Annotated in this window: 18 protein-coding genes; 9 read left to right on the top strand and 9 right to left on the bottom strand. The window is 56.0% G+C overall.

What is annotated here, in order from left to right:
• Window positions 1-25: 25 nt before the first annotated feature.
• The 3 genes from GKZ68_RS14885 to GKZ68_RS14875 form a co-directional block, all read right to left on the bottom strand.
• On the bottom strand, window positions 26-802 hold the full coding sequence (locus GKZ68_RS14885; RefSeq protein ID WP_254244019.1) for a tyrosine-protein phosphatase: 777 nt from the start codon (window positions 800-802) through the stop codon (window positions 26-28).
• 4 nt (window positions 803-806) lie between these two features.
• Window positions 807-3,305, bottom strand: coding sequence for a tyrosine-protein kinase (locus tag GKZ68_RS14880; protein WP_173116132.1), 2,499 nt, complete (start codon window positions 3,303-3,305; stop codon window positions 807-809).
• 249 nt (window positions 3,306-3,554) lie between these two features.
• The gene (locus GKZ68_RS14875; protein WP_173116130.1) at window positions 3,555-4,295 is read right to left on the bottom strand and encodes a polysaccharide biosynthesis/export family protein; all 741 of its coding nucleotides are present in this window, start codon (window positions 4,293-4,295) and stop codon (window positions 3,555-3,557) included.
• A 224-nt stretch (window positions 4,296-4,519) separates the two neighbouring features.
• Between GKZ68_RS14875 and GKZ68_RS14870 the strand changes: the two genes are divergently transcribed.
• From GKZ68_RS14870 to raiA, 4 genes are all read left to right on the top strand, one after another.
• The gene (locus GKZ68_RS14870; protein WP_173116128.1) at window positions 4,520-5,668 is read left to right on the top strand and encodes an acyl-CoA dehydrogenase family protein; all 1,149 of its coding nucleotides are present in this window, start codon (window positions 4,520-4,522) and stop codon (window positions 5,666-5,668) included.
• 179 nt (window positions 5,669-5,847) lie between these two features.
• On the top strand, window positions 5,848-6,042 hold the full coding sequence (rpsU, locus tag GKZ68_RS14865; RefSeq protein ID WP_173116126.1) for a 30S ribosomal protein S21: 195 nt from the start codon (window positions 5,848-5,850) through the stop codon (window positions 6,040-6,042).
• Window positions 6,043-6,195: 153 nt separating this feature from the next.
• Window positions 6,196-7,080 (top strand): tyrosine-type recombinase/integrase, encoded by an 885-nt coding sequence (locus tag GKZ68_RS14860; RefSeq protein ID WP_173116124.1) that lies wholly within the window; start codon window positions 6,196-6,198, stop codon window positions 7,078-7,080.
• A 140-nt stretch (window positions 7,081-7,220) separates the two neighbouring features.
• A complete protein-coding gene (gene raiA / locus GKZ68_RS14855) occupies window positions 7,221-7,520 on the top strand; it encodes a ribosome-associated translation inhibitor RaiA (protein ID WP_173116122.1) in 300 nt (99 codons plus the stop codon).
• Between the two features lie 67 nt (window positions 7,521-7,587).
• Here raiA and metK read toward each other — a convergent pair whose 3' ends face one another.
• From metK to GKZ68_RS14840, 3 genes are all read right to left on the bottom strand, one after another.
• A complete protein-coding gene (gene metK, locus GKZ68_RS14850) occupies window positions 7,588-8,850 on the bottom strand; it encodes a methionine adenosyltransferase (protein ID WP_173116120.1) in 1,263 nt (420 codons plus the stop codon).
• Between the two features lie 114 nt (window positions 8,851-8,964).
• The gene (locus tag GKZ68_RS14845; protein ID WP_173116118.1) at window positions 8,965-10,173 is read right to left on the bottom strand and encodes a class I SAM-dependent methyltransferase; all 1,209 of its coding nucleotides are present in this window, start codon (window positions 10,171-10,173) and stop codon (window positions 8,965-8,967) included.
• A gap of 122 nt (window positions 10,174-10,295) precedes the next feature.
• Window positions 10,296-10,910 carry a hypothetical protein gene (locus GKZ68_RS14840; protein WP_173116116.1) on the bottom strand — a complete coding sequence of 205 codons (615 nt, stop codon included), beginning with the start codon at window positions 10,908-10,910 and terminating at the stop codon, window positions 10,296-10,298.
• Window positions 10,911-11,004: 94 nt separating this feature from the next.
• Here GKZ68_RS14840 and ahcY point away from each other — a divergent pair, with 94 nt between their 5' ends.
• Window positions 11,005-12,324: an adenosylhomocysteinase gene (gene ahcY, locus GKZ68_RS14835; RefSeq protein ID WP_173116114.1), complete on the top strand. Its 1,320-nt coding sequence runs from the start codon at window positions 11,005-11,007 to the stop codon at window positions 12,322-12,324.
• A 126-nt stretch (window positions 12,325-12,450) separates the two neighbouring features.
• On the opposite strand, the gene GKZ68_RS14830 is transcribed toward ahcY, so the two are convergent.
• The 3 genes from GKZ68_RS14830 to GKZ68_RS14820 all read right to left on the bottom strand — a co-directional run bounded on the left by GKZ68_RS14830 (window position 12,451) and on the right by GKZ68_RS14820 (window position 15,244).
• Window positions 12,451-13,491, bottom strand: coding sequence for an LLM class flavin-dependent oxidoreductase (locus tag GKZ68_RS14830; protein WP_173116112.1), 1,041 nt, complete (start codon window positions 13,489-13,491; stop codon window positions 12,451-12,453).
• A 69-nt stretch (window positions 13,492-13,560) separates the two neighbouring features.
• Window positions 13,561-14,430: an SDR family oxidoreductase gene (locus GKZ68_RS14825; RefSeq protein WP_173116110.1), complete on the bottom strand. Its 870-nt coding sequence runs from the start codon at window positions 14,428-14,430 to the stop codon at window positions 13,561-13,563.
• A 61-nt stretch (window positions 14,431-14,491) separates the two neighbouring features.
• Complete coding sequence (locus GKZ68_RS14820; protein WP_173116108.1) at window positions 14,492-15,244, bottom strand: hypothetical protein; 753 nt, start codon at window positions 15,242-15,244, stop codon at window positions 14,492-14,494.
• Window positions 15,245-15,307: 63 nt separating this feature from the next.
• Between GKZ68_RS14820 and GKZ68_RS14815 the strand changes: the two genes are divergently transcribed.
• From GKZ68_RS14815 to GKZ68_RS14800, 4 genes are all read left to right on the top strand, one after another.
• Entirely contained in the window at window positions 15,308-16,081 is a 774-nt protein-coding gene (locus GKZ68_RS14815) for a glycosyltransferase family 2 protein (RefSeq protein WP_173116106.1), read from the top strand.
• Complete coding sequence (locus tag GKZ68_RS14810; protein ID WP_173116104.1) at window positions 16,078-17,118, top strand: glycosyltransferase family 9 protein; 1,041 nt, start codon at window positions 16,078-16,080, stop codon at window positions 17,116-17,118. Before GKZ68_RS14815 ends, GKZ68_RS14810 begins: the two co-directional genes overlap by 4 nt.
• 170 nt (window positions 17,119-17,288) lie before the next feature.
• Entirely contained in the window at window positions 17,289-17,933 is a 645-nt protein-coding gene (locus GKZ68_RS14805; RefSeq protein WP_173116102.1) for a sigma-70 family RNA polymerase sigma factor, read from the top strand.
• Between the two features lie 56 nt (window positions 17,934-17,989).
• Complete coding sequence (locus GKZ68_RS14800) at window positions 17,990-18,292, top strand: hypothetical protein (protein WP_173116100.1); 303 nt, start codon at window positions 17,990-17,992, stop codon at window positions 18,290-18,292.
• Window positions 18,293-18,302: the final 10 nt, after the last annotated feature.

The raw sequence follows: 18,302 nt of genomic DNA, 5'->3' as shown, positions 1-18,302 counted from the left end.
TTCTGCTTGCCGCACCGCTCTACCATTAGAGCGTGTTATTGAGGAGGGGTAACGCCATTAGCTTGCGAAAGTAAGCGGACTTTACTGTCTTAGTAGCGAGGGCCGCCGTGTGGCGCAAATGATGCGTATCGGTGCCCACAAAATCGACCAAGCCCCCATCAATCAGCTTTTCTGCTACATGGCGTGCGGCCGGCGAGTAGTAGCCGGCCAGCGAGTTGAGGTTGAGTTGCAAGAGCACACCATGCTCCTGCCGCAGTTTCTCGATTTCAGCAAAGCGCGAATAGAAATATACGTAACGCTCAGGGTGAGCCAGCACTGGGCGGTAGCCAGCTGCCTGCAAATCGAAAATAGTACCGTTTAGATTGAGTGGCTCATTGAGGTAAGAAGTTTCAATGAGCAGATAACGCTGCTCACCTCCGAACGTCAATAGCTCAGTACCAGCGGCTAGCTTACGGCCAAACCACTCATCTAAGTAATACTCAGCGGCACATTCTAAGGCTACATCGGCTAAGCCAGCCTCGGCTGCTGCCACGCGCAGGGTAGCTAGGGCACTTCGCACGCCTGCGGGCGTATTCTTATAGAAATCGCCCATAATGTGGGGCGTCATTACCAATTTAGTGAAGCCTAGGTTGCGAAGCTCGCGCAAAAGGTCCAAACTATGGGGCAATGTTTCGGCACCATCATCTAGGCCTGGTAGTAAGTGCGAGTGCATATCAGCCTTCAGCGCTGCTAAAGGCCGATTCATATCCGACTGCTCCTCTGCAACATTATGGCCAATTAATCGCTGCCAGAAGCTTGCCATAATTTTAACTAAATAATCCCTTTAGGCGTTGGCCTAATGAAGGTTTTTGCACGGGGTCTTCATAGTAACCCATGCCGTGGCCATAGCCATAGCCATAGCCATAGCCATAGCCATAACCGTAGCCGTATGAACCCTCCGCTTTAGCATCATTAAGAATGGTGCACATACGCGTAAACTGATTGTTCCGCAGCAGCCGGTTCATGTTTTTTAGGAATGTCTTACGCGAATAATTGGCTCGCACAATGTAAATCGGCACATCGGCTTTGCGCATAATAAGAATGCCATCCGTTACCAGACCCACCGGCGGCGTGTCAATCAAAATAACATCGTATATTTTACGCAGTTCCTCCAGCATCTGGTCGAAGCGCGGATGTAGAATAAGCTCCGACGGGTTGGGTGGTGTAGGACCAGCCGAAATGAAATCCAGTGATTCGATGCCTGTATGTTGTATGCATTCAGCCACCGAATGCCGGTCAATAAGGATAGTGCTAATACCGCGCACATTTTCGGCATCAAAAGCCAGATTTACTTTCGGCTTCCGCATATCAAGGTCAAGGATAATAACACGCTGTCCCGATAAGGCAATAATGCCTCCTAGATTAACAGTTACGAATGTTTTTCCTTCTCCCGAAATAGTTGAAGTAACGGATATTAAACGTTTCTTACTAGAAGGGCTAATAAAATCAAGATTAGTTCGGATAGAGCGAATAGCCTCTGATACTGATGATTTAGGGTTCTTATCTACTACCATCCGTGAAATATGAAGCTTCTCCTTTTCGTAGGTTGGAATAACTCCTAATACTGATGCATTAGTGTTACGCTCTAATTCATTAACACTTGTTATTGTATTATGCATTAAGTAGCGGGTCGCAATTAATCCCAAGCTCAGTACCAGCCCGCCAGCTAGCCCGATAGCATATACAAATAGCCTTACGGGCGAGATTGGAGTATCAGGGGCATACGCCGGGGATAAAATCTGAAAATTGGCTGTAGTGCCAGCATTTTGGATGTTGTATTCTACTTTCTTCTCCAGTAGCATCTGGTAAGTATTGCCATAGAGTTGAAGGGGGCGCCTAAGTCGCTCTAATTCTGTTTCTTTTCCAGGCAGGGATTGCAATTCGCCGCTCAATAATCCTTGCTGACTACTAAGTACGTTCAGCTGGTTGCGTAATTGTATCTGTGCCTGTTTAATCTGATGTTTTAAGGTTGTTTGTGCAAACGCTACCATTGCTTTTGGTTGCTTAACTGCTTCGGTTGCGTCTTGATATGAACGGCGAATGCGCCGTAGATTCTGTTGAAGCGTATTTAATTCATCAAGTTGCCGTGAAATAATCGGGTCACCCAAAAGCACTAACCCTGGAATAGATTGCTCTACTGAAACATCATCATTCGGCGTAAGTTGTTCCTGCTCAGCTAAACGACCTACGTTATTGAGTAGCGTAAGCTTCTGTTCAAGTTCATCTCGTTGCTTTTCTATTTCGGTTAACTTTGTCGTTATTTCACTTAATTGCTCTTTCGCATCATAAGTGCCATTGCGTTGAACAAAACTCTTAAGATTATCCTCTGCCTTGGCTAAATTATTGCCATTAGCGCTTAATTGCTGGTCTAAATAGGCTAGGGCTTTTTCGTTCGACTCTTTTTTACGTGCCACTTTAGCGTCGCGATATACTGTATCAAGAGCATTAACTATTCGTTGGGCCTTCAGGCGATTATAATCCTGGAAAGAAATTTGAATAGTATTTGCACTGACATTTAATACGTCAGCCATTAAATTACGGTCTAGATAATTATTAATAGTATTGTCATCTAGTATAGTAAAATGATAATTTGCCTCGGAAAAAGCGGGAGCTAAAGGGGCATAGCTAGTAGCTAATAACCGTAATTTAATTCCTGGTAGTTGTACATACTGGTCGATTTTATAAGTCCCCTTTAATGTTTCCTCTCCTAATACTACTTCTAAATGATAGCTATCAGCGCTGACGTAGCTAACATTAAACTTACGATTATAAAAAGCTTGGTCACTAATAGTATATTCAACGCGAAAAGGGCAGGAGCCAAATAGTTCTGCCTCTAGTACAGTACCTTGTGTATAGTAATTGACATCAAGGGGAACAAGCTCTTTAAGGCGTTTATATGTAAGCCCAGACTTAATTAGCTCTACTTCGCCAGCTAGCTCCGAACCATGACTTCCTTCTCCACTTACTGATGCTAATCCTAAATCACGAGCATCACTGCGCTCATCTATTTTCAATACTGAAGATGCTTTGTAAACAGGTTTTGTATACCGCAAATACAGCCAAGAACTTAGCAGACCAAGTGAAACTAATAACACTGCCCACGGTAGACTTTTGCGGGCTGCTAGCACTAATGTGGTTAGGTCGAAACTACTTTCTCCTCCCGACTCATCTTCTCCTGTTCCGCCGCTTACTGGCAAGGTGGCTTCCGTTCCCGTAGTGGTGCGCCGGATAAGCTCTTCCAGTTCTGCATTTTCACTTAATGCCATAATAGTAACTAAATTTAATACTGGTCGATGAATGCTACTTTCTAACGAGGTTCACTAAAGAAAATACAATGCTGAACGTTCCTAAAATAGTAGAAACCAATCCAAGCGCGGGCGCTGCATCAGATAGGTTATCAAGCAAAGGTCGGCGCACCGGCTGAATATAAATGATATCATTAGGCTCGACTTGTAAATTGCCGCGTCGCATACCTTCCAATGTGTTAAGGTTGATAAACTGTACTTGCGGATTTTTTAAGTCGCCTCGAATAATACGAATATTATCGATACGCCCCCCATTGCGGGCGATACCAGTGCTATTCCCGCCACCCCCCCGCCACCCCCCCCGTCAGGGCCGCCAGCTAAAGCTAATACTTCGAGAAGGTTCATGTTATCATTAGCAAGCGTAATGACCTGTCCCCCGGGTGCTCCCAGAATAATAACCCGATTATTAGTAACTGCTGTCTTAATAAACGGCTCCTTATAAAACTCACTGTAGCGCAGCCGAAGCACGCTGTCCGCCTGAATCAAACTCAATCCTTGTACCGATACCCGGTCGACTAGTGGCAACCGGACAGTACCATCGGCCTGCACGACAAATTGAGTTCCGCCTGGTACGGTAGAGGCTCCTCCACCCCGGCTACTACCCCCACCCGCCGCCGGAGCGGCCGCTGGAGCGGCCGCCGGAGAACTACCACCAGTAAGCCCAAACTGGAGATAGCCATTAGGGTCGATAAGCTTCTCGCCTTTATTAGTATAAACCTGCACATTGAGCAGGTCATTAGGGTGAATCGTGTAGTTGCGGGCGGTGCGATTAACGGCCCGCCGCAGCTTGGCCGTATCGACTATACCATCGGCACCTTTCGTAAGCTGAAACATCGTGCGCTGGTTGTAGTAGCGGCTAGTAGCGCACGAAGAAAGCAAGCCGAGTAGCGGCAGGGCAAGTAACCAAAACCGCCGGAGCGAACTGGACGAAAGCAGTGATAGAAGAGCCAAAAGATAAATTGTTCAAACCGAGGCTCGTCCACCCGGAGGTGCCGACTAACAACCTCGAAAGGTAAAAAATGCCTCAAAAGTAACTCTTTTACGTTAGGCTTTCAAAAGCTAGCCTCTGTGGCCTAAACCAGCCGCCGGGTTTAACGGTCTCAAAATCGTATTTTTGCAGCCTCGGCTGGCCCGGCTCACATTCTCTCTTCCCCCACCCACCCCTTATTATTTCCATGGAAGCTACCGTTGCGACCGAAAACCAAACCATGATAGCGCAGATGGTGCGTGATTTTGGTCTTCAGCACATCAAGCCCCACCTGATGCGCTGGGATAATACCCAGGAGTTTCCGCGGGACCTCTTTCACCAACTCGGCGAGCTTGGGCTCATGGGCGTGCTCGTGCCGGCCCAGTATGGCGGCTCGGGCTTCGGCTACCAAGAGTACGTGACGGCTATTGCTGAACTGGCTAAAATTGACGGCAGCATCGGCCTGAGCATGGCGGCCCACAACTCGCTTTGCACCGGCCACATTCTGCAGCATGCTTCCGAAGAGCAGAAGCAGAAATATCTGCCTCGGCTGGCTTCGGGCGAGTGGCTAGGGGCCTGGGGCCTCACCGAGCCCAATACGGGCTCCGATGCGGGTAATATGCGCACCACGGCCGTACTTGACCCTAGCGGCGAGTATTACGTGCTGAATGGTGCCAAAAATTTTATTACCCACGGTAAGAGCGGCGACGTGGCAGTGGTTATTGCCCGTACTGGCGAAGTAGGCGATTCGCACGGCATGACAGCTTTCATTGTGGAGCGCGGCACGCCGGGCTTTGCGGGCGGGCGCAAGGAAGACAAGCTGGGTATGCGGGCCTCCGAAACCACCGAAATGATTTTTACCGATTGCCGTGTGCCGGTCGAAAACGTCATCGGTCAGGTAGGCGAGGGCTTCGTGCAGAGCCTGAAGGTGCTCGACGGCGGTCGTATCAGTATCGCGGCTTTGAGCCTAGGCATTGCGCAGGGCGCTTATGAGGCTGCTTTACAGTACAGCAAGGAGCGCCAGCAGTTCAACCAGCCCATCAGCCACTTCCAGGGTATTGCGTTCAAACTGGCCGACATGGCCACCGAGATTGAGGCGGCTAGCCTGCTTACCTATCGCGCTGCCACCATGAAGGACTGGGGCGAAAACGTAAATCTCGAATCGGCGATGGCCAAGCTCTACGCCTCCGAGGTGAGCGTGCGCGTAGCTAACGAAGGCGTACAAATTTTCGGCGGTTACGGATATACCAAAGATTATCCGGCCGAGAAATACTACCGCGACGCTAAGCTTTGCACTATCGGCGAGGGCACGAGCGAAATTCAAAAGCTGGTTATCGCCCGCGCTCTCCTCAAATAAAACTTGGATTTCAGCGGATTTCACGGATTTTGTAGCCGCCGCTTGCTGTGTTCGCTAGGGGGTATTAGTGAATCAACTATAAAATCCGTGAAATCCTTTTTGAATCCGCGTACTCCGTTAGTATCTTTGCTGCCCGATTTACTCGGCTTCCCGTCGCGAAAGCATTCTCAATCCCCGATATGATTATCGTTCAAATCAAAGACAACGAAACCGTTGACCGTGCGCTGAAGCGCTTCAAAAAGAAATTTGAGCGCACTGGCGTGCTTAAAGAGCTTCGCCGCCGCACGTTCTTCCAGAAGCCGAGCGTCACCCAGCGCAAGCTGAAGCAGAAGGCTGTTTACAAGCTGGCTACCTACGGTACCGAGAACGAATAGTCGTTCGGCCGTTCGGTTTTTCTAGTTTCGAGAAGCCCGCCCGATTGCCTACCGGCAGTTGGGCGGGCTTCTGGCGTTGCGGCTGAATAAAATAACCGTTACTAGCGCTACTTTGCAAGCTCGGCCGCGACTAATGTCGTGCCGGGCTTGCTTATGGAAGAGTTTCTGGATTTTTTGCGCTATGAAAAGCGCTTTAGCCCGCACACCGTCACCTCGTACCAGACTGACCTGACGCAGTTTGTGGCTTATCTGCTAGCCGAGTACGAGCTAGCCGACCCCGCGCAGGCCACGCACCCGCTTATTCGGAGCTGGGTGGTGAGCCTGATGAACCAGGACCTTGACCCGCGCACCGTGAATCGTAAAGTGGCCTGCTTGCGCTCCTTTTATAAATTTTTGCTGCGCGGGCATCGCATCGAGGCCAATCCCATGCTGCGTATCAAGGCGCCGAAGATGGCCAAGAAGCTGCCTGAGTTTGTGCCCGAAGAATCGCTGAACCGGCTACTCAATTCCTTTGAGTTTGAAGACAGTTTTGCGGGCGTGCGCGACCAGCTAGTGCTCGAAACCTTATACGGCACCGGCATTCGTCTTTCGGAGCTACTGGGTATTTCGGAAGATGATGTAGACGGTGGCGCGCGCACCGTGCGCGTGACTGGTAAGGGCAACAAGCAGCGCATTGTGCCCCTGAACCCCTCGCTGCTGCTGGTGCTGGAGAAATACCGGGCTAGCCGGCTGGCCGAGTTTGGGCCTGCCACTTCAGCTAGCCCCCTGCTGCGTACCGACAAAGGCGAGCCGCTCTACGAAAAGCTGGTGTACCGCACCGTCAAAAAATACCTGAGCCAGGTGTCAACTTCGGCGGCGCACCAGCACCCGCATGCCTTGCGCCACGCCTTTGCTACGCACTTACTCGGCAAGGGTGCCGACCTCAATGCTATTAAGGAGCTGCTGGGCCACGCCAGCCTGGCGGCCACCCAAGTGTACACGCACTTGTCCGTCGACCGCCTGAAATCCGTATTTGAACAAGCCCACCCGCGGGCTTAATCAGCGAGCGGCCAGCGCCTGCTGGGTTATGGATTGGCTGGTAAGGTGTTAGCTTCGGCGGCATTCTTTCGGCTAGCCCTGACGACTGGCAATGCCTGGCTGTTCGAGTGCAATTCCCAACCCACATTTCCCTTTTGCCCATGAAAGTGCAAATGCAATCGGTCCATTTCGATGCCGACAAAACCCTGCTCGACTTTATCCAGCAACGCCTGAACAAGCTGGAACATTTCTACGACCGTGTAACGGATGGGGAAGTGATTCTGCGCCTCAACAACAAGGACGGCGCCGCGAATAAAACAGTCGAAATCAAGCTCATGGTGCCCGGTAGTACCCTGTTTAGCCAGGAAGACGCGACCTCCTTCGAGGCCGCTACCGACGCCGCTGTCGAAGCGCTGAAGCGTCAGATTACCAAGTACAAAGAAAAATCGCTGAGCCACTAGGCCCGTTTATAAGTTAAAAAGCCCCGGCTGCTCTAGGCAGCCGGGGCTTTTTGGTTGCGAGGGGTGCCTAAAGCCTAAAAGCGGCCTTGATGCGGTCCACGTAGTCGAGTTTTTCCCAGGTGAAAGTTTCGAAAGTTTTTTCTTCGCCGTTTTCCATCTTCACGGTCACGGTGCCGGGCTGGCGGCCCATGTGGCCGTAGGCGGCCGTGGCGCCAAAAATAGGATTGCGCAGGCCTAGCCGCTCCACGATGGCGTAGGGCCGCAGGTCGAAAAGCTCATTCACTTTATCGGCAATCTCGCCGTCGGTGAGCGGCTGGCCGTTGGTACCCAGTGCCTTAGTGGTGCCCGAGGTAGTGACGTACAAGCCTACCGGCTTGGCTACACCGATGGCGTAAGCTACCTGCACCAGGGCCTGGTCGGCCACGCCGGCGGCCACCAGGTTTTTGGCAATGTGGCGGGTGGCGTAGGCCGCCGAGCGGTCAACTTTGCTCGAATCTTTGCCCGAGAAAGCCCCGCCGCCGTGGGCACCCTTACCGCCGTAGGTATCTACGATAATTTTGCGGCCGGTGAGGCCCGAGTCGCCGTGCGGCCCACCGATAACAAACTTGCCCGTGGGGTTGATATGGTGTTGAATGTCAGCAGTGAAGAGCGCCTGTACCTCGGGGCTAAGCTTGGCCTTCACGCGCGGAATCAAGATAGTGAGAATATCCTGCTTGATGCGCGCCAGCATAGCATCTTCCGACGCGTCGAACTCATCGTGCTGGGTGCTGATGACGATGGTTTCAATGGCCTCGGGGCGGTGGTCGTCGGAGTAGCGGATGGTTACCTGGCTTTTGGCGTCGGGGCGCAGGTAAGTCATCTCCTGGCCTGCCCGGCGAATGGTGGCCAGCTCTTCGAGCAGGCGATGCGACAGGTCGAGGGCCAGCGGCATGTAGCTGGCGCTTTCACTGGTGGCGTAGCCAAACATCATGCCCTGGTCGCCGGCGCCCTGCTCTTCGGGGGCCTGGCGCACCACGCCCTGGTTGATATCGGGCGACTGCTCGTGCAGGCGGTTCATCACCTCGCAAGTGTCGGCGTTGAACAGGTACTCGGGCTTGTTGTAGCCAATGCGCCGAATGGTTTCGCGCACGATAGGCTCGGCATCGACGTGGGCTGTTGACTTTATTTCGCCGGCCACCAGGGCAAAATCCGTCGTTACGAGGGTTTCGCAGGCTACTTTGGCCGAGGGGTCCTGGCGCAAATATTCGTCGAGGATGGCGTCGGAAATCTGGTCGGCAACTTTATCGGGGTGGCCTTCCGAAACCGATTCGGAAGTGAACAGATAGGGCATGGCGGGAAATTAACAAACAAAAATCCGCCCGCCGGGCCAGGTCAGCGGCGCGGGCGGGCGGGGCGCAAAACTACTCATTAAATCCTGAGCGGCCACGTTTTGGCCACGCAAGGCCTAGGCAGGCGCGGTGGCCGAAACCTTCTGGCACACCAGTACGACCAAGCGGCCCCGCAGGTCGGTGGTGGCAAACAAATAAATGTCGCCGCCCTCCCGAATACCCGTGCGCCGCCGAAAATCGGCCACCGACTCGGGAAAATTACGGGTCGTGACGTGCGCCCGGCCCTCGGGCCCAAGGTGCTTTTTCAGGCTGGGCCCATCGGCTTTCTCGGTGGCCAGGATGCGAAAAATACGCCCCGGAAACTCGGCGCGCAGCTCTTGGCTGGTGTATAGGTGGCTGTGCTGCTGCAGCTTGAGCAGCCCGAAAGCTGTGCCGATGCTCTTAAAAGCGCCTGCCTTAAGAATAGCTGCGTTGGGCTCGTAAAGAAACTGCTGAGCTTCGGCGTAGCGGGGCACAGCGCGGGCCTCGCGGGCGCGGTTGAGGCGAAAATCGGGCTGGCTGCCGTCGCGGCGCAGGTTCACGGCTAGCCGCTCGGGGTCAACGGCGGGCTCCGCGCCCAACTCATACAACACCTCTTTTACTTCATTATCCACCGCAATAACCCACAGCCGCCGCACATGCCTGAGTTCCTGAATGGCTAGCTCAATATCGAGCATGGGCGAGGTTTTGAGCAGGATGCGCGGCGCGTGGCGCAGCAGCAGCGGTAGCAGGCGCGGCACATCGGGCTCGCAGTCGGCTAGCCGGAAAGTTTTGCCGCCGCGCTGGTCGCGCCGGGCCGGGTCCAGAAACAGCCAGTCGAATTGCTGGCCGCTAGCCTTCAAAAAGGCTGCCGCATCGGCCGCGTGAGTCGTCACGTTGCTGATGCCGAGCTGCTCCAGGTTGTAGGCTACCACGGCCGCCAGTTTGGCGTCGCGCTCCACGTAATCAACGTGCTCGACCACGGCCGCAAAGTGCGCGGCATCGGCCCCGAAGCCACCCGTGAGGTCGGCCAGCCGGCTCGCCCCGGCCACCAGCGCGGCCTTGTAGATAGCGGTGCGCTCGGAAGAGGCTTGCTCGACGGAGAGTGCGGGCGGAAAAATCAGTTCCTGATTGTCGGCCCAGGTCGGCAGCTTGGTGCGAGCCTTCTGGCGGGCCTGAATCTGGCGCACCAACTCGGGCACGGGCAGGTGCGGGTGGCGGCGGGCCTGCAAAGCCAGGTGGGCGGGGTCGTCGTGCAGGTGGGCAGCCACGTAGCGTCGGGCCGCCTCGGGTAAAGGAAACTCCATTGTGCAGCTACTAACGAAAAAAACGGCTAACTGGTGCTGTCGGAATTCAGAATTGAGGCTGAGCTGGAAGAATTAGCCGGACGATAATTCTTCCGGCCTAGCCTCAATTCTTCTTTTTACCCTCATAGCTGCCAGCGCAGTGCCAGTACCGGATGCCCGGTGCTGGTGGCTAGCCCTACGCCAGCCGGCCGCAGCCGCGGCCACCGGGTGCCGTGCACGCCGGAGGTACCCGTGTTGTAGTTATCCACTGCTTGCTTGAAATGCTCGTTGGTATGACGATTAATGAAGATAGTGGCGAGCAGGCTAGCCACCGCTACTCCGGCCGCTACCTGCTGGGTAGAATTATGATACTGGGCATCGCCGTGTCCAAACACTTGCGAGCCGTAAAGCCCTGCCGCGCCTACCAGCACTATTTTATCAATTAAATAAGCCGTCTTATTCGCTTTGTAATGGTCCAACTCGGCTAAGGCTGAAGAGTTATTGCCGAGATATGGCCGCAGCTTACCGCCGAAGAAACCGGCATTCTGGTAATCCTCACCAGTTTTGCCGGGTGGCAAAAAGTAGAAGTTGTGTTGGTGACCGTATTGGCCACGCTCGGCGTCCTCGGGCAGCAGGCGGATGGTAGTAAGCGCGCTTTGCGCGGTGGCTGGCTGCGTGGCTAAACCCAGCCCGGCCACTAAGGAGGTTATTGCTGCCCAGCGTACTACCCGGCCAGAAGAAAGAAAAGAGAAGGTCATAGCCGACAAAGGTAGGGGCGCTTAAGATGCTTCCAACCCCTAACAAATTCGTATCTTTGCGGTTGGAATACCCGACATTCAATTGCTGACTATCATGGTAGAAACTAAGCCCACGACCTACGTTCCGTACAAAGTAAAAGACCTGAGCCTGGCCGAGTGGGGGCGCAAGGAAATTCGCCTGGCCGAAGCCGAAATGCCCGGCCTGATGAGCCTGCGCGCCGAGTTTGGCCCGAGCCAGCCGCTGAAAGGGGCCCGCATCGCCGGCTGCCTGCACATGACCATTCAGACGGCCGTGCTCATCGAGACGCTCATCGCGCTCGGGGCCGACGTGACTTGGTCGTCGTGCAACATCTTCTCGACTCAGGACCATGCCGCCGCCGCCATCGCCGCCGCTGGTATCCCGGTATACGCCTGGAAAGGTATGAACGAGGAAGAATTCAACTGGTGCATCGAGCAAACGCTGTTTTTTGGGGAGGAGCGCCAGCCGCTTAATATGATTCTCGACGATGGCGGCGACCTTACCAACATGGTGCTCGACCAGTTCCCGGAGTTGGCCAGCGGTATCAAAGGCGTGTCGGAAGAAACCACGACCGGCGTGCTGCGCCTCATTGAGCGCGTGAAAAATGGCTCGCTGCCCTTTCCCGCCTTCAACATCAATGACTCGGTAACGAAGTCGAAGTTTGACAACAAATACGGCTGCAAAGAGTCGGCCGTAGACGCCATTCGCCGGGCTACCGACGTGATGATGGCCGGCAAAGTAGCCGTAGTAGCCGGTTACGGCGACGTAGGAAAAGGCACTGCCGCTAGCCTGCGCGGCGCCGGCGCCCGCGTTATTGTCACCGAAATCGACCCCATCTGCGCCCTGCAGGCGGCTATGGACAGCTACGAGGTGAAGAAGATGGAGAACGCCATTCCGCGCGCCGACATCGTGATTACCACTACCGGCAACTGCGACATTATCCGCGAAGAGCATTTCCGGGCTCTTAAAGACAAGGCTATTGTCTGCAACATTGGCCACTTCGACGATGAAATTGATATGGCGTGGCTCAACAAGAACTACGGCCACACCAAAGACACGGTGAAGCCGCAAGTTGACCTCTACAACATTGATGGCAAAGAGGTTATTATTCTGGCCGAAGGCCGCCTGGTAAACCTGGGCTGCGCCACCGGCCACCCATCGTTCGTGATGTCGAACTCGTTTACCAACCAGACTCTAGCCCAGCTAGAGTTGTGGGCACACGCCGACCAGTACGAAAACCAGGTGTACACCCTGCCCAAGCACCTCGACGAGAAAGTAGCTCGCCTGCACCTCGCCAAAATTGGCGTGGAGCTCGACGAACTGACGCCCAAGCAAGCCGACTATATCAAAGTGCCCGTGCAAGGTCCGTTCAAGTCGGATTTGTACCGCTATTAACAACCGTCTGAACTATAGATTCTGCGGATTGTGTAAACGAGTGGCTCTGGTAAAAATAAAAAAGGCCGCTCATTTGAGCGGCCTTTTTTGCGTTCACAAAATCCGGAAAATCCGACGAACCGTGGTTCAGACAGTGATACCTAGCGCCGCTCGCATGGCCGGGGCCACCTGCTGACCAAACAACTCGGTCGAGCGCAGTACGGCCGCGTGCGGCATGCCCTCCAGCATGAGCTGACCCAGGAAGCGGGTATTGCCAAATAATTGACTGAGGTAAAGCAGCTTGTCGATAATCTGCGGCGGCGAGCCCACGAAGAGTGGCCCATCCGGCCCGCAGAGGTAATCGAACTGCGGGCGCGTCATGGGCCGCCAGCCGCGCTCGCGGCCGATGCGGTTCATGGTCAGCGCATAAGCCGGAAAAAACTCATCGGCGGCCTGCTTGGCGTTTTCGGCCAGGTGAAAGTGGCAGTTGATGCACAGCGGCAGGGCCGCGGCATCGTGGCCAGCCTGCTGCGCGGCGCGGCGGTAGATATCCGCAAACGTGACGTACTGCGCCGGTGCGCCACCCAAAATGGCAATGGTGAGCCCGAGCCCCAGCGACCCGGCCCGCGCGGCCGAGGCGGGCGTGCCGCCCACCCCAATCCAGATGGGCAGCTTGGGCTGCACCGGGCGCGGGTACACGCCCCGGCCCGCGATGGCCGGCCGGTGCTTGCCTTTCCAGGTCACCACCTCGTTATCATTAAGGGCAAGTAATAGCCCCAGCTTTTCGGCGTATAGCTCGTCGTAGTCGTTCAGGTTTTGCCCAAACAGCGGGAATGACTCCGTGAACGACCCGCGCCCGGCGATAATCTCAGCCCGGCCATTCGACAGCAAATCGAGCGTAGCAAAATTCTGAAACGTGCGCACCGGGTCGGTCGAGCTGAGCACCGTGACGGCGCTGGTGAGGCGCAGGCGTTTCGTGACTGAGGCCACGGCCGCCAGCACCATTTCGGGCGCCGACACTACGTAGTCGGCCCGGTGGTGCTCGCCAATGGCCAGCACATCCAGCCCGGCCTCATCGGCGCAGCGGCCCAGCGCTACGAGTTCCTGCATGCGTTGGGCGGCCGCGTGGTCGGCGCCCGCTACGTGGGCGGGAGCTACTTCGCCAAAAGAGCTGATTCCTACTTCCATTCTATAAAAGCTGCGTGAAACAGTAGCTAAAGCCCCCGGCTAGCCGAAAAGTTGGGCTAGCCGGCCCGGCTAGTCCAGAAACTTGGTGTCGGTCAGCGCCTCGCTGATTTCCCACAGCTTCTTATTGTTACCAGGCGTGTTGAACTTACTCTTGACCGGCTCTGGCTTTTTCTTGCTGAAAAAGCCGCCGCTGGTAGCCGCCACGCCAGGGTCGGTGGCCAGAAAAAGGCTGGTTTCGGCACCCTTCTCGGGCGAAAGCATAAGGGGCCGGCCTAGCGCCAGGAGCGCCGAAATGATGCCGCCCGTCTGCTGGCCGTAGCCGGTGGCCACCGCGCCGGGGTGCAGCGCATTGGTCGTCACATTAGTGATGCCGTGCTCGCGCAGGCGCTTGGCTAGCTCCTGCGTAAACATGATGTTCCAGAGCTTCGTGTTGCCATACTCCCACACCGGGCTGTACGAACGCTCCGATTGCAGGTCGTCGAGCGTGGGCTTGCTGAAGCGATAAGCCATCGAGGCCACGTTGACGATGCGCGCGGCCGGGCTTTTTTGCAGCAAGTCGAGCAGCAGGCTGGTGAGTAAAAAAGGCCCCAGGTGGTTGGTGGCTAGGGTCATCTCGTAGCCATCGGCCGAGAGCTCGCGCTCGGCCCCGAACATCAGACCGGCATTGTTCACCAGCACGTCGAGACGCGGGTACTTGTCGTGTAGTTGGGCGGCCACATCGCGCACTTGCTGCATCAGCGAAAGGTCGGCCAGCACCACATCCACCCGCTGGTTGCCGGTGGTGGCGATAATTTCCTGCCGGGTGCGCTCGGCCTTCTGCCGGTTGCGGGCCAAGATGATGACGTGCGCGCCCTGCCGCGCCAGCTCGCGCGCCGTGACTTCGCCAATGCCGGAGGTAGCGCCGGTCACGAGAATGATTTTATCTTGAAGGTCAGCCATAAAAGTTCGGAGTAGAAGAGCCGGCTATACGTAGCCGAACCTTGGAATGATAAATCAAGGGCTAGCGGCGGCGCCCCACCTTAGGCTTAGGTAAGGCGGCTAGGTAAGGCTGCACGTAGCGATTATTCGGAAAAAACTTCAGTGTGCGCTGCCCGAAGTAGCGGCACAACGCCGGGTTGTGCAGGTGAGCGAAGCATTCTGTTTGGTACTGCAAAACCTGCTCGCGTAAGGGCTCATTTGCGGCTCTCACGTCTTGTAAAGATTGCAGTGCGGTCGCCGCCCGCGACAAATTATAGGATGCGGCTGCCCACTGTGCCATATCAAGCTGTAAGGTTGCCAGCTTGAAATACGCTTCCCAGAACAGTAAATAAACGGCAACTGTATATTGATTTTCGCGGCCATATTTATCAAGTAAAATAATCAGGCATTTATAGACCGGGTAGCTGAGATGCCTTGTAGCAGGATTGCGGTATAAGGCCCGGGCGTAGTAATACAGGACCGTGGGGTCGGCGGGCTCTAGCTTAGCAACTCCAGCTACCGCTTTGGCTGCCCCGGCATACTTGCCGCTGGCATAGGCTCGCTCCGACGCCGCTACTTCAGTAGGGTGAGGGATAGCCGGCACAATGGGCACCTGCTTCAAGGCAGCTACATTGTCAATATCTTCATTTCTTACTGGGAGGTCGTCTCCTACCAGATTAAAAATATGTTTAGTGGATATAAAAGTGGCATCATCCTTCGCCCGGTAGGTTTGGGCACGGCCAAGCACCGGAAATAAAATAGCCAACCCTAGCCCGAGCAGTAGCGGTTTTTTCATTTCCAAAACTAGTAAGCTTGCGCCCTGCTTACTCAGGGCTGCGCCGCTAGCTTTGTACTGTCTATGCCCACCATTCCGCTCTCCGTCGTCATCATTACCCTCAATGAGGAGGCCAATATTGCGCGCTGCCTGCAAGCCCTGGGCACCGTGGCCGACGAAGTATTGGTGGTCGATTCCTTTTCGACTGACCGCACCGTTGAAATCTGCCGGGTGCACGGGGCGCGCCTCATTCAGAATGCGTTTGCCGGCTACGTCGAGCAAAAGAATTTTGCCACCGACCAGGCCCGCTACAACTACGTGTTGCAGCTCGATGCCGACGAAGTACTCACCGAAGAGCTACGCCAAAGCATCGTAGCGGTGAAAAAAAACTGGCAGCACGCCGCCTACGGCATGGCCCGCCTCACCAACTACTGCGGCACCTGGGTGCGCCACGGGGGCTGGTACCCCGACCGCAAGCTGCGCCTCTACGACCGCCGCCTGGGCCGCTGGCAGGGCCTGCTGCTGCACGAGCACTACGTGGTGCAGCCCGGCCACACCACCGGCCAGCTCGCCGGTGATGCCCTGCACTACTCCTATCGTTCTATTGCGCAGCACGTTAACCAGCTCAATAAGTTTACGAGCATCACCGCGCGCGAGCGGGTCTTGAAGGGCAATACCAACGTCACGCTCTTTCACCTGCTGCTCAAGCCGCTCTGGAAATTCGCGTACGGCTACGTGTTCCGGCTAGGGTTCCTCGATGGCTTCGCGGGGCTAAGCATCGCCAGCATCTCGGCCTGGGGCGTGTTTCTGAAATTTGCCAAGCTCAAAACCAACACCCAGAACGCGCCCACCGCATGAGCGCGCCCACCTTTCTCGTATCGCGCACCGATGCCATTGGCGACGTGGTGCTCACGCTGCCGGTGGCCGGCTGGCTCAAGCGGTACCATCCCGGCTGCCGGGTGGTGCTCATTGGCCGCGCCTATACGGCCGCCGTGGCCGCCGCCTGCCCGTGGGTCGATGACTTTCTGAATGTGGATGCGCTGTGGCAGCTACCCGAAAAAGACCAGCTAGCCCGCTTGCAAAGTCAGGCGGCCACGGCCATCATTCACGTTCTCCCCAATAAGCGGCTAGCCCGCCTGGCCAAGCTAGCGCGCATCCCTACGCGCATTGGCACGCGCAACCGACTGTTTCACTGGCTTACCTGTACCCAGCTGGTGGCCCTCAGCCGCCGCCACTCGCCGCTGCACGAGGCGCAGCTCAACTTGCAGCTACTGGCGCTGCTGGGCTACACCACGCCGCTGGGGCTAGCGACGATTGCCAGGCTGGTGCGCCTGCAAGCGGCCGCGCTGCTGCGGCCCGGGTTTCAGCAATTGCTCGCGGCCCGCCGGCCCGGCCAGCTCAACATCATCCTGCACCCGCGCAGCCGGGGCAGCGCCCGCGAGTGGGGGCTGGCGCACTTCGGCCAGCTGGTCCGGCTGCTGCACGCAGCCGGCCACCGCGTGTTCGTTAGCGGCACGCAGGCCGAAGGCGAAGAGCTAGCCGAATGGCTCCGCGAACATACCCCCTTCATTACTGCCGACCTCACCGGTCAGTTGGCCTTGCCTGAGTTCATTGCGTTCATTGCCGCCGCCGATGGGCTGGTGGCCGGCAGCACCGGCCCGCTGCACCTAGCCGCTGCGCTGGGCCGCCACGCGCTGGGCTTGTATCCGCCCATCAGGCCCATGCACCCTGGCCGCTGGGGGCCGCTGGGGCCGCACGCCGAGTACCTGGTTTTTGACCGGCCCGACTGCCAGGATTGCCGCGCCCAGCCCACCGCCTGCACCTGCATTAGGGCTATTGAGGCGGCTACCGTGGCCGCCCGAATAGCGCAGTGGCAACCTTTGCCGACAACCTAACGAGTGGCAGCTACCGTAGGTAGAGCCGGCAGTAAGTATACCGCCGCCTTTGCATGGGTGAGCCAAGTGGCTATTTCACGCGTTTTTAATGCACTGAGCCAACTAATTCGCTGCCGTCCGGTCTTACTTTTGCTCACTACTGCCTTTATTACCTGCCCTATCTACCCATTATGAGTGACTCTCCCGAACGGGTGAAGCTGAGCAAAGAGGAAAAAGACCGGCGCTTTCAGGCCGAGCTGATGCCGGTGCTCGACCCGCTCTACAACTTCGCCTACCGCCTCACGCTCGACGAAGACGATGCCAACGACCTGGTGCAGGAAACCTACCTCAAGGCGTACCGCTTTTTCGAGTACTTCGAGCCTGGCACCAACGCCAAGGCCTGGCTTTTCCGCATCCTGAAAAACTCGTTTATCAACGATTTTCGGAAGAAAAGCAAGCAGCCCGCTAAGGTTGATTACAGCGAAGTTGAGGGATATTATAATCCCGATGAAGTAGAGGGCGACGCCGATACCGGGGCTTCGTCGTCGGACCTGCGGCAGCAGTCCTCGCGCGACCTCATCGGCGACGAGGTGGCTAGTGCGCTGAACTCGCTACCCGTTGATTTTCGGACAGTTATCATTTTGTGCGACCTCGAAGGCTTTACTTATGAGGAAATGGCCAAGGTGCTCGATATTCCCATCGGAACGGTGCGCTCACGACTGCACCGGGCCCGCAATTTCCTCAAGGATAAGCTCGAAAAATATGCCTCCTCGATGGGCTACGGGAACGATGCGCTGAATGACGCCGTTAATGCCGCCGAACCCGACGACGAATAAGTTAATTTTTCCTTCACCATTTAATCCCAGGCTAAGACCCTGTTCCCGTTTCGCTCATGGAAGCTACCGCTACTACAACCAATCTGTCGGCCCCCCTTGCCTCGGCCTCGCCGTTGGCTAGCGCCCCCGACTGCGACCGCGTGAACATTGTACTTGACCAGCTTCTCGAAGGACGGGTCCTGACGGAAGAAGATGAGGATTACCTCATTCATCACGGCGATGACTGCTCGCCTTGCTTCGATGATATCAAGAAGCAGCAGGTGTTCATTGGGTTTCTGAACCAGAAAGTGAGCCGCCACCGGGCGCCTTCGGCCCTGCCGCACGCCATCATGGCGCGCTTGCACGCCGAAATGGCCTAGCTTTGCAGCC

Source organism: Hymenobacter sp. BRD128 (genome assembly GCF_013256625.1).
Classification (GTDB): Bacteria; Bacteroidota; Bacteroidia; order Cytophagales; family Hymenobacteraceae; genus Hymenobacter.
This window is presented reverse-complemented; position numbering and strand designations above follow the sequence as displayed.

Excerpts from the sequence above, each read along its gene's own strand:
- GKZ68_RS14885 (WP_254244019.1), bottom strand. The coding sequence starts at position 802 with ATGGCAAGCTTCTGGCAGCGATTAATTGGCCATAATGTTGCAGAGGAG.
- GKZ68_RS14880 (WP_173116132.1), bottom strand. The coding sequence starts at position 3,305 with ATGGCATTAAGTGAAAATGCAGAACTGGAAGAGCTTATCCGGCGCACC.
- GKZ68_RS14870 (WP_173116128.1), top strand. The coding sequence starts at position 4,520 with ATGGAAGCTACCGTTGCGACCGAAAACCAAACCATGATAGCGCAGATG.
- rpsU (WP_173116126.1), top strand. The coding sequence starts at position 5,848 with ATGATTATCGTTCAAATCAAAGACAACGAAACCGTTGACCGTGCGCTG.
- GKZ68_RS14860 (WP_173116124.1), top strand. The coding sequence starts at position 6,196 with ATGGAAGAGTTTCTGGATTTTTTGCGCTATGAAAAGCGCTTTAGCCCG.
- raiA (WP_173116122.1), top strand. The coding sequence starts at position 7,221 with ATGAAAGTGCAAATGCAATCGGTCCATTTCGATGCCGACAAAACCCTG.
- metK (WP_173116120.1), bottom strand. The coding sequence starts at position 8,850 with ATGCCCTATCTGTTCACTTCCGAATCGGTTTCGGAAGGCCACCCCGAT.
- GKZ68_RS14845 (WP_173116118.1), bottom strand. The coding sequence starts at position 10,173 with ATGGAGTTTCCTTTACCCGAGGCGGCCCGACGCTACGTGGCTGCCCAC.
- GKZ68_RS14840 (WP_173116116.1), bottom strand. The coding sequence starts at position 10,910 with ATGACCTTCTCTTTTCTTTCTTCTGGCCGGGTAGTACGCTGGGCAGCA.
- ahcY (WP_173116114.1), top strand. The coding sequence starts at position 11,005 with ATGGTAGAAACTAAGCCCACGACCTACGTTCCGTACAAAGTAAAAGAC.
- GKZ68_RS14830 (WP_173116112.1), bottom strand. The coding sequence starts at position 13,491 with ATGGAAGTAGGAATCAGCTCTTTTGGCGAAGTAGCTCCCGCCCACGTA.
- GKZ68_RS14825 (WP_173116110.1), bottom strand. The coding sequence starts at position 14,430 with ATGGCTGACCTTCAAGATAAAATCATTCTCGTGACCGGCGCTACCTCC.
- GKZ68_RS14820 (WP_173116108.1), bottom strand. The coding sequence starts at position 15,244 with ATGAAAAAACCGCTACTGCTCGGGCTAGGGTTGGCTATTTTATTTCCG.
- GKZ68_RS14815 (WP_173116106.1), top strand. The coding sequence starts at position 15,308 with ATGCCCACCATTCCGCTCTCCGTCGTCATCATTACCCTCAATGAGGAG.
- GKZ68_RS14810 (WP_173116104.1), top strand. The coding sequence starts at position 16,078 with ATGAGCGCGCCCACCTTTCTCGTATCGCGCACCGATGCCATTGGCGAC.
- GKZ68_RS14805 (WP_173116102.1), top strand. The coding sequence starts at position 17,289 with ATGAGTGACTCTCCCGAACGGGTGAAGCTGAGCAAAGAGGAAAAAGAC.
- GKZ68_RS14800 (WP_173116100.1), top strand. The coding sequence starts at position 17,990 with ATGGAAGCTACCGCTACTACAACCAATCTGTCGGCCCCCCTTGCCTCG.